Consider the following 11,525-nt stretch of genomic DNA (forward strand, 5'->3'; position numbering starts at 1 on the left):
ATGATGTTGTGACCGGTCGCGCAAAACCGGTGGCCGGCTCATGGGATAGTTGGACCAGTGACTGAGGCCTCCAGCCTGGAGAGGCTGATTCGGGGGCAGCGCGTTAATCAGGCAGGGGCGAGAGTGTCTGCTGCCGCTTTTGGGGAGGGTAAAGAATGGCATTAAGCAAGGCCCTGGTGGTCGATGACTCGCGCCTGGCCCGTGTGGCTCTGAGCAAGCTGCTTGGACGTCGCGGCCTTGAGGTCGATCTGGCCGGCTCCGGCGGGGAGGCCCTTGAGTACCTGCGGGGAGAAGCGCCGGATGTGGTCTTCCTCGACTACATGATGCCGGACATGGACGGCTTCGAAGCGGCACGGGCGATTCAGGCCATGCCCGGGCACGAGCCGTTGCCGCTGGTGATGTACACGTCCCAGGATACGGACAGTGACCGTGAGCGCGCCCGGGAGCTGGGCATTTGTGGGTTTTTGTCCAAACCCACCAGCGAGGACGGCCTCGAAGCCGTTCTGCGAGATGTGGAGGCCTGGTCCCCCTCGACCGCAGAGCCGGTAACCCCGGTTGTAGCGCCTACCTCGCAGGAGGCAGTCGACCCGCCTGTGGCGGCCAGCGCAGCGGACAAGCCGGCGGGTGGGGGCATGCCGGCGGCGTCTATGCCGGATGCCCAGGCCATCGAGCGCTGCGCCCGCGAAGCGGCGGAGGCTGTGGCCCTTGATACTCTGGGTCCGCAGCTGGACGAAGCCCGGGCGCATTGGCAGCTGGAGCTCGAACGGGTGGACGCCGAGCTGCGCGACACCCTGCGTCAGGGCCTGGAAGAAGTCCGCGCCGCGGGTGATGTCGACGAGCACCTGCGCAGCGAATTGGACGCAGGCCTGACCCGCTGTCGTGACGACGCCATGGCAGCGGCCAGAGCGGCGGCAGAGCAATCCGCCTGTGAGGCAATGGAGCAGGCGGCGGCAAGCATTCGCGGGCAGGCGGAGCAGGCCGGCCGTCAGGCCGCCGAGCACGCCGTAGGGGCCACCCTGGCGCGGCAGCAGCCGAGTGCACAGGATCCGGCGGCCATTGCCGAGCAGGTGGACGCCATCGTCGTGCAGCGCCTGGATAGTCTCTTGGGCACTGATGCCTTCCGCGAGCAGCTTACCGCCGCAGTGACGCATCAAGGCGTCCCGGCGCTCAAGGACGCACTGAGTCAGTGGGTCCGCGAGCGCGCGGCCGAGGCCGCTGCGGCCGCTGCCCAAACAGCAGTCGAAGAGACCCTGGTCGCACATGGGCGGCTGCGCCGTCTAATGCTGCTCGGCGGAGCCGTTCTGGCGGTTGGGGTTTTGGCCGCGCTGTTGATCGCCGTCTAACAGGCTGCTGAAATAGGGCTGCGGCGGCCATCTGCGGCGTTGAGCGGTGCTCGCAATCCTCACGTATTCGCGCATACGCTGCGGTTGCTGCGCTCCGTGCGCCTTGCATCTGGCCGTCCTCACGCCTTTTGCAGCAGCCTGCTAATGGTACCGCCGGGGCGCGTATTGCGTTCTCCGGGCACACAGCGCCGTCTGCGATAGAGCGTGCGGGCGAAGCCGTCGCTCACCGTTGTCGACGCGCGACAACGCAACGCTGCCGATGGTCAGTGACTGCTCGTGCGGATACGGCGCGAGGCGGCATGATCCGCCGCGCGAATGGGCTCTGGCAGGCGATAGCGTCCGACGGTCGCGAGCACCCAGCGGACGGCCGCCCCGTGATCGACGCGGTGGCCCGGTGACACGAACAGCGGCCGGACCTTCGTGCGTGTGCGAACCACCGTACCGATGCGGTCGTCGCCATCGTACAGAGCGCGTGTTGCGCCTTTTTCCTCCGCGACGGGACCGTGCGTGCCGCACAGCCGGCTTTTGCCAACCCCGATAGCAGGCCGGTCAAGCCAGACACCCAGGTGTGCCGCGATGCCCAGGCGACGCGGGTGGGCGATGCCCTGGCCATCGCACAGCAGGAGATCGGGTAGCGTCGAGAGCTTTTCCGCGGCCTCCAGGATCGCCGGCATTTCCCGGAAGGAGAGATACCCAGGGACATAAGGAAAGGTCACCGGCTGGCGCCCAATCGCGGTTTCGGCCAGGACCAAGTCAGGCCAGTGGAAGACGGCAATACACGCGCGCGCAATGGCCCCCTCGCCCTCGAACCCCGTATCGACACCGGCGACGGTGGTTACATTCCGCGTCTCATCCACGAGTCGTACGCGCTTGGCCAGTTGTACCTGGATCGTGCGGGCGGACCGGATATCAACGGACCATGCATGGCAGGTGGTGTCGACCATGAGCGCCTAGTAGCCGGTGGTCGGATCAGCAGGAACTCAGCGGTCAAAGTCGAAGCCGTCTAGGGGGTTATCACCGAGGCGAAAGCGCGCCGGCATGTCATCCATCTCGGCGCCGTAATCCTCCCGAGAGATATCCAGTGACCCAGAGTAGTCCTCCGGTGGCTCGATGGGGATCAGTTCGAGCTCCAGCCAGGTTTCCAGCTCGAGCTCCTCGATCGCCCCGTCGAAATACTGGATCTCGAGGGTGCCTTCCTCGGCATCCAGGGCCACCACTTCGAACACTTCGCCGGCGGCCGTTTCATACCAATCGCCGACGACTGGTTGGTAATGCATTCCCATGCTTACTCCTCCCCCCAGGCAATCCCAGGCATTGGTAGGTATAGAAGCCCAGGCGGGCTTGAGCAAGGCCCGTGAGCATCAGGGGCAGGGGTTGGGCCTTCGCGTGTGCACCGCGTCGATGTCCTGAAGCACGGCCTCGTCCAACGATTGGTCGATGCTGGCGACGTTGCTGCGCAACTGTTCCATGGTGGTGGCACCGATGATGGTGCTGGTCACGAACGCACGGCTGGCCACCCAGGCCAATGCCATCTGTGCGGGCTCAAGGCCGTATCTGTGCGCGATCTCCACATAGTCGGCGGTTGCCGCCTTGCCGGCCTCGTTGAGGTAGCGCTGGAAACGGTCAAAGAGTGTCAGACGTGCGCCTTGTGGCCACTGATTGTTCAGGTACTTGCCGCTGAGCATGCCGAAACCGAGGGGCGAGTAGGCCAACAGGCCGCACTGCTCACGGTGGCTGACCTCGGCCAGGCCCACCTCGTAGGTGCGGTTGAGCAGGCTGTACGGGTTCTGAACCGACTGCACCCGGGGCCAGCGCCCCACCCGCGCGCGCTGTAAGAACGTCATCACGCCCCAGGGGGTTTCGTTGGAGAGGCCGATCCAGCGGATCTTGCCCTCGCGCACCAGCCCATCCAGCGCCTCCAGGGTCTCCTCGATCGGCGTGAGGATGTCATCGTCCTTGGGGCGGTAGCCCAGCTTGCCGAAGTAGTTGGCGCTGCGCGCGGGCCAGTGCAGCTGGTAGAGGTCGATGTAGTCCGTTTGCAGACGCTCCAGGGAGCCGTTCACCGCTTCACGCAGCTGATCCGCCGCGTGCCGTGACGCGCCGCCACGGCAGTGGTCCAGGCCGGGGCCGGCGATCTTGCTGGCGAGAATCAGCCGGTCCCGGTCTTGGCGGCCCTTCAGCCAGCTGCCGATATACTGCTCCGTGAGGCCCATGGTCTTTGCCCGCGGCGGCACCGGGTACATCTCGGCGGTATCGATGAAGTTGACGCCCTGGTCCACCGCGTAACTGAGCTGCTCATGGGCCTGCGCTTCAGTGTTCTGTTCGCCCCAAGTCATGGTGCCAAGGCAGATGGCGCTGACATCGGTCCCGCTCGCGCCCAGTGGACGGTATTGCATGCTCAGCCCCCTTGGTTGATTTGGTCGCCGAAATCGGGCGCATCCTGCCCACAGCGCCAGTAGATGAGATCGCGTACCGCGTGGCCCTTGCGGGTGCCGCGCTCCTCGAACCGAGTGCGCGGCCGATCGCCGGGGGACTCTGCGTACCGGTTGCGGCCGTTGGCGTTCGCGAATCGCGGGCTCGCCTCCATGACGGACAACATGTGCTGCGCGTAGTCCTCCCAGTCCGTAGCCAGGTGCAGCCAGCCCCCTGGACGGAGCCGGCTGGCCGCGAGTTCCACCCAGTCATGCTGGACAATGCGACGCTTGTGGTGGCGCTTCTTGGGCCACGGGTCCGGGAAGAATAACTGAATACCTGCCAGTGAGCCTTGCCGTAGCTGCCGTTCCATGACCTCCACGGCATCGTGGCAGATGACGCGAACGTTGCTCAGGCCTCTCTCCGCAACCAGATTGAGCAGCCGTCCCACGCCGGGGCGGTGGACTTCTACACCGAGGTAATCGACGTCCGGGTGGGCTTGCGCCATGGTGGCGAGGGAGTCGCCGTTGCCGAAGCCGATTTCGAGAATGACCGGCGCCTGCCGGCCGAACACCGCTTCAAGATCCAGGGAATGGTTGCCCGGTGACAGCCCATAACGGGCGTGCAGGGCGCCCAGTGCGCGCTTCTGGGCGTCGGTCAGACGCCCCTCCCGGCGCACAAAGCTGCGAACGCGGCGGAGTTGGATGTCGTCGGCGCTGGTCATCGTTGTGCGGTCAGAAAAACGCGCCATCGACCGGTGAGGACGCGCTGGCGTATCGCTTGCGCGGGATGCGGCCGGCCAGGCGCGCCTCACGCCCGGCAATGATGGCGTGGCGCATGGCCGTGGCCATGCGGACCGGATCCTGGGCACCGGCAATGGCGCTGTTCATCAGCACACCGTCACAGCCGAGCTCCATGGCCACGGTGGCGTCCGAGGCAGTGCCGACCCCCGCGTCCACAAGCACTGGCACACGGGCGTTGTCGATGATTTCCAGTAGGTTGTACGGGTTCTGGATGCCGAGCCCCGAGCCGATCGGCGCGGCCAGCGGCATCACCGCCACGCAACCGATCTCCTCCAGTTGACGGGCGGCGATCGGGTCGTCGGTCATGTAGACCATGACCTGGAAGCCGTCCGCCACCAGCGTCTCCGCAGCCTTGAAGGTCTCGCGCATCTCCGGGTACAGGGTTTTTCCGTCCCCCAGGACCTCGAGTTTCACGAGCGTATGCCCGTCCAGCAACTCGCGCGCAAGTCGACACGTGCGCACGGCGTCCTTCGCCGAATAGCACCCCGCGGTGTTGGGCAAAATGGTGTAGCGCTCCGGGGGGATGATCTCGAGCAGGTTCGGCTGGTCCGGTTCCTGGCCGATGTTCGAGCGCCGCAGGGCGACAGTCACGATCTCGGCGCCGCTGGCGGCGATCGCCGCGCCGGCCTCTTCAAAGTCCCGGTACTTACCCGTGCCAACCAGGAGCCGGGACTTATACGTACGGTCAGAGATGACGAGGGCGTCGTCGGTCATGGTTTACAGATCCTGGAGCAATCGCCACTGGTGGCGTCAGCCGCCACCAATGGCGTGGATGATTTCCACCCGGTCGTCGGGTTGCAGGTGACGTCGCCCGAACTGGCTTCGCGGCACGACGTCTTCGTTGACTTCCACAGCGATGCGCCGCTCGGCCAGATCCAGGCGGGCGATTAGGTCGGCCACCGTGACTGGCCCGGGAATCGCTGTGCGTTGGCCGTTGAGTTCGATGTACATGCCGTTTGCTTGCATTCCGCTAATAGCTTCCTCAATCGACGATATGCGGGCGTATTCTACAACAACAACCCCGCTGTCCGGACAGGGCTTGCCAAGATGGCGGCTTCGCGGCTACATTTTGTAGACGCATAGGGCGGGTGTAGTTCAATGGTAGAACGGGAGCTTCCCAAGCTCTTAATGTGGGTTCGATTCCCATCACCCGCTCCATCTTCTCCCTCCAGGTCGTGGTTCCGCACCGAGGACCGCATGACCCATCAAACGATCAAGACTGCTCTTTACGCATCCAGCGCCGTCGTGCTGCTGGCCGCAGTCTCTAGTAGCGCCACAGCCCAGGATCCCACCGAGCTGCGTTGGGCCACGTCGTCCGTCGGTTCGGCCGGCCACGCGGTGAAGGTGGATCTGATGGCCATGCTCAATCGCGAATGGGAGGGGTACTCGATCACCGTACTGCCGACGGCCGGCGCCGTGGCGACCGTGCGTGGTTACGCCCTGGGCGAGTTCGACGGCTATTACGGCGCCGATGTGGCATTCCAGGAGCTAGCCGATGACAGCGGCCGGTTCTAAGGCTTCCGCGACGCCATGGAGCGTGAGCCCGTGCAGTCCTTCTGGGCGTATACCATGGAGGTGGGGCTCGCCGTTCGCGCCGACGACCAGGGCGAGTTCGCCGGCTGGGGCGATCTGGCCGGGGCATCGGTGTTCACGGGGCCGGCACCGTGGGACGTGCGCGCGCAGCTGGAGCGTGCCATGGCTGCCGCTGGCGTCGGCCATGAGTACACCGAGATCGACATCGACATTGCCGGGTCGTCCCTGAGTGAAGGCACGATCGATGGCTTCATTGCCTACACCACCGGCGAGGTCAGCCCGGCACCCTGGGTTACGGAGGCGATACTGACCTCTGATGCCGCAATCCTCAATCCAAGCGAGGAGGAGCGGGCGATGATCGAGCAGGCCGGCATGGAGGTCGTGTCGGTCGACGCGGACAGTTTCGACTCGGATGTACACGTCGACGTCGCGCATTTCGTACCGTTCTTCTACGGCTTCCACCTCGGTCCCGATGTGCCCGAAGATGACCTGTACGAAATGCTCACGCTGATCGATGCCCACTCTGAAGAACTGCTCGAGGCCAACGCGGCGTTTGCCCAGATCGATGACGATCTCGTCGGCCTGCAGCGCCGTGGCATTGCCGCCTCGGGTGGGAGTGTGCCGGTACACCCCGGGCTCGCCCGCTTCCTGCGCGAACGTGACGCCTGGGACGAGGCGTGGGACGACTGGGTCTACTGAGTCGCAATCACGTATCGACGGTAAGGACGGCGCCGGTCGCAGCGAGGGTATGTCGAGGGTGCTATCGCCGGAACCGGTGGGCGGCGCTTGCGCCCGTTGCCACACCCGGGGTCCGGCAGGGATCTCCAGCGGTGGATGCCCTGGATGACGAGTGACGAGGACGACCCGGGCGCGAGCCGCACCGCCGCCCGTGAAGGGGAAAACCGGCCGAGCACGCGCGCGCAATACTGGTGCAGCATCGTCAGCCAGCTGCTGTTCTATGGCCTGTCGCTGTATTTCTTCGCCTACCTGACCACGTATTACCTCACCGGCGCCGGCGGCGCGACGCTGCTGGCGGTCACCATGGTGCCGGTCGCCGTGGCGCTCGCGTATCTCAACGACTTGCGCAACGGCAATCTCTACCCCGCGCTGGGGCCGCTTGTCGCCACAGTGGTGGGGGCCGCGTACGCCGGCGCGCTGCTGTACGCCTCGCATTACTTGATCGCCGAGTTCGACAATATCCGCATCTACCGCGTTGGATTCTGGAACGACCACGATCAGCTGGTGGGAGCAATCGTTGCATTGCTCGTGCTGGAGTACACGCGGCGGCGCTATCTTGCCCTTGCGCTCGTCATCGTGGCGTTACTGCTCTACACGGCATACGGCTACCTTGTGCCGGGAATGTTCAGCCACCCGGGAATGAGCTGGGAGCGCATCCTCACCGCCTCCAGCCTGGAGATCTCCAACGGGGTATTCGCGCGACTCTCGCAGCTCGGGCTGACTCTGATCGGCTCGTTCATGCTGGTGCTCGCGGTGCTGCGCGCCTTCGGCTGTATTGATTCCATCCTGGTGGCGAGTTCGCGGCTGGCTGCGCGTTCGCCGCGCATGCTGCCCCAGGCGGCCATCATCGGCAGTTTCTCCGTTGCCGCTGTGTCGGGCAGCGGTGCCGCCAATGCTGCGACCACGGGTACGGCAACCATTCCCGCCTTGATCCAGGCGGGTTTTCCGCGGGTAAAGGCGGCGGCCGTCGAGACCGCCGCGTCGCTGGGCGGGCAGCTTATGCCGCCGCTCATGGGTATCGCGGCATTTCTGATGGCCGAGTACATGCGGGTGAGCTACTTCGATGTGGTGGCCCGCGGCTTTGCGCCGGCGATTCTGTACTTCCTTGGCGTCAGCCTGGCCGTGTACCTGCTCGCGGGGCGATACATGCAGCGCGCCGTTAATCCGCGCAAGGAGCCGGTTACTCCGCTCGACATGGCTAATCTGGGCGCCTATGGCCTGGCAGTGATCGGGCTAATCTGGCTCATGGGGGTGGAGCGGCGCGCCGCTATGTCATCGGCTCAGCTCGTCTTCATGGGGCTGTTGATGGCGTTGAGCGTGCTGTATGTCGCGCGGCTGATCTGGGCGGCGCGGGATAACCTTGCCGGGCTGCTGCGTCTCGGCGCGCTACGCGACGCCGGCCGACCCTTCGTGCGCATGATCGAGACCTTCTCCGTCAACACCGCGGAGCTGACCGTCCTTCTGGCAACACTCGGCATATTGACGGCGGCGTTCACCATCACCGGCGTGCCGACCAAGGTGGGCATTTTGTTGATGGAACTCGCCGGCGCCAATCTGGCGCTGATGGTGCTGGTTGCCTTTGCGTTCGGTTATCTGGTGGGCATGGGGCTGCCTGTGGCACCCACCTACATTATCGTCGCCGTGGTGACTACGCCGTTTATGGTCCGCGCCGGGGTGGACCCGTGGGTGGCGCACTTCTTTGCGTTTCTGGTGGCCGTGTTCGGCGAGCTCTCGCCGCCCACGTCGGTGGTGGCGGCGGTCACTTCGCGCATTGCGGAGGCGCCTTTCGTGCGGACCATGATTGCCGCGCTTGGCATGTGCGTGCCGTTGCTGATCATGATGGCGGGCGTCTACACGCGGCCAGGGTTAGTGGTGGATCCGGGCGTCGCCCAATTGCCGGCATTTACGCTGCTGCTGATCGGCACAATCGGCGTAATCTTTGTCCTGTACGGTAACTTCAGCCGCCATCGCCAGCGGGATTGGGCAGTGCGAGTGGTGCTGTCCCTGCTTGCCGCCGTTGTCATCGTGCATCCCGACGAGTCCATCGCCTGGGCGGCGGCGCTGCCGACGTTGATGGTGGCCGCCTGGGGATTGCTGCGTGCTCGCCGGGCGCTGCGTACGAAGCCGCTGGAGCCAGCCCCGGAGTCCGCCTGAGGGTGGGTTACCGCGCGACGGCAGGACAACGCGGCCCGCGTGCGGGCGCGCGTCCCACTGGGCGCTGCGGCAGCCCATGGTGTCGACTGAGTGATAGCAAGGTAAACAGGAACGCCCCCGGATGCGGGGGCGTGGTCGTTTCCGTTTTATCTGCCCGTCGCGCGGCAGATGGTGGCCGTATTAGTGCGACTGACGGTTGCGGCGGCGGGGGATGTGCCCGTCACTGGCCAGGCGCTCGTGCAATTTTCTCGGCGAGAGCTTGGCAAGGTCTTTCGGCACTTCGTGCAGGTCTACCCCTTTGGGGATGGCGTGCTGCAGCGTTGGTCGGAGAAACCCGAGCATGCGCTTTTCGGCGCACAGTACCACCCGGCGCGTGCCATTGCGACGCGTCATGGTGTCGAGTTCCTGGGCAATCTCGCGGGCGAAGCGGCGCTCGCATTCCGCATCATACTGATCCCGGTGATCATCGTAGCCATGGCCCGGCCCGTTGGCCGGGCGATTGCGCCCTGAGCGCACATCAGCAAGCAGATCCTCCCCGTGGCTCTGGTGATCCGGGTTGTTCATGGTCTTGCGTTCGATGAGGTCTGGTCCGGACTGGAGTTCGGGGAGTTCTGGGGGTTCGACGGTAAAAAAGCGGGCTCTGGATCCTTCAGCAACGACCACACAATAATGACTCATACGTGATCTCCTGGTATTGACGGCAGAACGGCCGTGTTCTCGCACAAGACGAGCCGCCAACCTTGCGTCCAGAAGGGCGGCACAGTCTATCGGGGGCCTGGTTTGTGGGATGTCGCACAGCTAGCGGCGGTTCTGTCTCAGGTCCCCTTGTCTAAAGTATAGTAACCTCGCGAGCATTTGAAGGGGTCCGGTATGCCAAGGATTTTCATGTGGCTTGTCATCGCCTTTGCGGCCCTTGCCGGCCTGGTGGTGGTGCTCATCATGGCCCTGGTATTGCTGGTGGATCCAAACGACTACCGGGATGATATCGAGGAGCTGGTGGCAAAGCGGACGGGTCACGAGCTCGTGATCGACGGGGACATCAGCCTCTCCTTCTTTCCCTGGCTTGGCCTGGATTTAGGGCGCACGCGGCTTGAGAACCGGGAGGGTTTCGGTGACGACCCCTTCGTCAGCATCGACAGCGCCGGAGTCGCCGTGCGATTGCTGCCCCTGCTACGCCTGGAGGTTGTCCTGGACACGGTCCGCCTCGAGGGTTTGCGGGCGAACCTCATCGTCAACGAAGCGGGCGAGGCCAACTGGGATTTCGACCTCCCCGTCGACGAGGAGGAGCCGGAAGTCACGGACGAGCCGCCGCCGGAAGACGAGCCGCCCGTGGCCGCTCAGTTGCCCGTGACCATCGGCACCATCCAGGGCGTTCGCATCTCCGATATGCACGTCACCTTCGAGGACTGGCAGACGGGCGTTCGCCACGAGGCCGGCCCCGTGAACATCCGCCTCGGTGAGCTAGTACTGGACGAAGATGTCTCCCTGGATGGCGACTGGGCCGTCAGCCTGGGTGACGCGACTCGGCTGGAGGGCTCGCTGGAGGCCTTGCTCCGAGCGAGTAACGATCTCCAGCGATTCCGCGCCCGGATCCAGGCGCTGGACCTGCGCACGTTTGCCGAAGGTCTGCCGGACGAAGGGCTCGAGACAAGCCTGAGCGTGCTGCTGGAAGCCGATCTGGAACGCGATTCCGCCAGCCTGAGCGATCTTGTGGTGCGTTCCGCGGGCCTGCGGCTTAACGCCGCAGCAGACGTGGTTGGTCTGACCAGCGATCCCCGTGTGGACGGGCGGTTTGATATTCCGGAGACGGATCTGCGTGACGTGCTCGAGCGCCTGCAACAGGGCGTTCCGGAGACCGCTGACCCGGACGCCCTGCGCCGTTTCACCATGGATGGTGTGTTCCGTGCCAGCGCCGAGCGTGCCGAGCTGACGGAGCTGCGGGTTGACCTCGACGGCGCGCGGCTCAGCGGCACGGGCAGCGTGGCCGACTTTGCAGACCCCATGATCCGCTTCGACCTGGCCGGGACCCGCTTCGAGGCGGACCGATACCTGCCCCCAGGGACCGACGAGCAAGGGGCGGGGGGTGTCGCCGTTGGCGAGGCCGGCGAGGAAGACCCCGAGGGGGCGGAAATCCCGCTAGAGGCGTTGCGGGCGCTCAACCTGGACGGCCGTTTCCGGCTTGAGGAGCTGCTCATCGCGGGTTTCGAGCTCTCGGACATCAACATCCAGGTGCACGCCGAAGGCGGGCATATTCGCATCCATCCCCTGGTGGCCCGGCTTTACGGCGGTGAGTACCACGGTGATATCCGCCTGGACGCCACCGGCGACGCGCTCGCGGTGCGGGTGAATGAACGCCTGAGCGGCGTGCAGGCCCAGCCTGTCGTGCAGCAGTTGTTGGGGCGTGACCTGTTGCGCGGCACTGCCGGGCTGCATCTGGAGGGCGAGACCCGTGGTATCACGGTGATGGATCTGGTGCGCGAGTTTGTGGCGCGGGCCGACCTCGCGTTTACCGAGGGGGATTTCATAGGCGTTGACCTGGAGC

12 protein-coding genes and 1 tRNA gene are annotated in these 11,525 nt (G+C 65.2%); 6 read left to right on the forward strand and 7 right to left on the reverse strand.

What is annotated here, in order from left to right:
- Positions 1-155: 155 nt before the first annotated feature.
- Positions 156-1,343, forward strand: a complete 1,188-nt coding sequence (locus QZT63_RS18740) for a response regulator (RefSeq protein ID WP_290653392.1) — start codon at positions 156-158, stop codon at positions 1,341-1,343.
- Positions 1,344-1,606: 263 nt separating this feature from the next.
- On the opposite strand, the gene nfi is transcribed toward QZT63_RS18740, so the two are convergent.
- From nfi to thiS, 6 genes are all read right to left on the reverse strand, one after another.
- Entirely contained in the window at positions 1,607-2,287 is a 681-nt protein-coding gene (gene nfi, locus QZT63_RS18745; RefSeq protein ID WP_290653394.1) for a deoxyribonuclease V, read from the reverse strand.
- A 36-nt stretch (positions 2,288-2,323) separates the two neighbouring features.
- Positions 2,324-2,626 carry a DUF6763 family protein gene (locus QZT63_RS18750; RefSeq protein ID WP_290653396.1) on the reverse strand — a complete coding sequence of 101 codons (303 nt, stop codon included), beginning with the start codon at positions 2,624-2,626 and terminating at the stop codon, positions 2,324-2,326.
- Positions 2,627-2,704: 78 nt separating this feature from the next.
- Positions 2,705-3,739, reverse strand: a complete 1,035-nt coding sequence (locus QZT63_RS18755; RefSeq protein WP_290653398.1) for an NADP(H)-dependent aldo-keto reductase — start codon at positions 3,737-3,739, stop codon at positions 2,705-2,707.
- Positions 3,740-3,741: 2 nt separating this feature from the next.
- Positions 3,742-4,479: a tRNA (guanosine(46)-N7)-methyltransferase TrmB gene (trmB, locus tag QZT63_RS18760; protein WP_290653400.1), complete on the reverse strand. Its 738-nt coding sequence runs from the start codon at positions 4,477-4,479 to the stop codon at positions 3,742-3,744.
- Between the two features lie 10 nt (positions 4,480-4,489).
- Positions 4,490-5,272 carry a thiazole synthase gene (locus QZT63_RS18765; protein WP_290653402.1) on the reverse strand — a complete coding sequence of 261 codons (783 nt, stop codon included), beginning with the start codon at positions 5,270-5,272 and terminating at the stop codon, positions 4,490-4,492.
- A gap of 36 nt (positions 5,273-5,308) precedes the next feature.
- Entirely contained in the window at positions 5,309-5,509 is a 201-nt protein-coding gene (gene thiS / locus QZT63_RS18770; protein WP_290653414.1) for a sulfur carrier protein ThiS, read from the reverse strand.
- A 133-nt stretch (positions 5,510-5,642) separates the two neighbouring features.
- On the opposite strand from thiS, the gene QZT63_RS18775 reads away from it, so the two are divergent.
- From QZT63_RS18775 to QZT63_RS18790, 4 genes are all read left to right on the forward strand, one after another.
- Positions 5,643-5,716 (forward strand) — tRNA-Gly (locus QZT63_RS18775).
- 39 nt (positions 5,717-5,755) lie between these two features.
- Complete coding sequence (locus QZT63_RS18780; protein WP_290653404.1) at positions 5,756-6,073, forward strand: hypothetical protein; 318 nt, start codon at positions 5,756-5,758, stop codon at positions 6,071-6,073.
- A 30-nt stretch (positions 6,074-6,103) separates the two neighbouring features.
- Positions 6,104-6,790, forward strand: a complete 687-nt coding sequence (locus QZT63_RS18785) for a TAXI family TRAP transporter solute-binding subunit (RefSeq protein ID WP_290653406.1) — start codon at positions 6,104-6,106, stop codon at positions 6,788-6,790.
- Between the two features lie 144 nt (positions 6,791-6,934).
- The gene (locus QZT63_RS18790; RefSeq protein WP_290653408.1) at positions 6,935-8,983 is read left to right on the forward strand and encodes a TRAP transporter fused permease subunit; all 2,049 of its coding nucleotides are present in this window, start codon (positions 6,935-6,937) and stop codon (positions 8,981-8,983) included.
- Positions 8,984-9,163: 180 nt separating this feature from the next.
- On the opposite strand, the gene QZT63_RS18795 is transcribed toward QZT63_RS18790, so the two are convergent.
- Complete coding sequence (locus QZT63_RS18795) at positions 9,164-9,661, reverse strand: host attachment protein (RefSeq protein WP_290653410.1); 498 nt, start codon at positions 9,659-9,661, stop codon at positions 9,164-9,166.
- A gap of 192 nt (positions 9,662-9,853) precedes the next feature.
- Here QZT63_RS18795 and QZT63_RS18800 point away from each other — a divergent pair.
- On the forward strand, positions 9,854-11,525 hold a 1,672-nt coding region (locus tag QZT63_RS18800), incomplete at its 3' end, for an AsmA family protein (RefSeq protein ID WP_290653412.1).

The organism is Aquisalimonas sp., from assembly GCF_007120195.1.
Taxonomy (GTDB): Bacteria; Pseudomonadota; Gammaproteobacteria; order Nitrococcales; family Aquisalimonadaceae; genus Aquisalimonas.

Coding starts and splice junctions, on each gene's coding strand:
- QZT63_RS18755 (WP_290653398.1), bottom strand. CDS start 3,739: ATGCAATACCGTCCACTGGGCGCGAGCGGGACCGATGTCAGCGCCATC.
- trmB (WP_290653400.1), bottom strand. CDS start 4,479: ATGACCAGCGCCGACGACATCCAACTCCGCCGCGTTCGCAGCTTTGTG.
- QZT63_RS18765 (WP_290653402.1), bottom strand. CDS start 5,272: ATGACCGACGACGCCCTCGTCATCTCTGACCGTACGTATAAGTCCCGG.
- QZT63_RS18795 (WP_290653410.1), bottom strand. CDS start 9,661: ATGAGTCATTATTGTGTGGTCGTTGCTGAAGGATCCAGAGCCCGCTTT.
- QZT63_RS18790 (WP_290653408.1), top strand. CDS start 6,935: ATGACGAGTGACGAGGACGACCCGGGCGCGAGCCGCACCGCCGCCCGT.
- thiS (WP_290653414.1), bottom strand. CDS start 5,509: ATGTACATCGAACTCAACGGCCAACGCACAGCGATTCCCGGGCCAGTC.
- QZT63_RS18750 (WP_290653396.1), bottom strand. CDS start 2,626: ATGGGAATGCATTACCAACCAGTCGTCGGCGATTGGTATGAAACGGCC.
- QZT63_RS18780 (WP_290653404.1), top strand. CDS start 5,756: ATGACCCATCAAACGATCAAGACTGCTCTTTACGCATCCAGCGCCGTC.
- nfi (WP_290653394.1), bottom strand. CDS start 2,287: ATGGTCGACACCACCTGCCATGCATGGTCCGTTGATATCCGGTCCGCC.
- QZT63_RS18740 (WP_290653392.1), top strand. CDS start 156: ATGGCATTAAGCAAGGCCCTGGTGGTCGATGACTCGCGCCTGGCCCGT.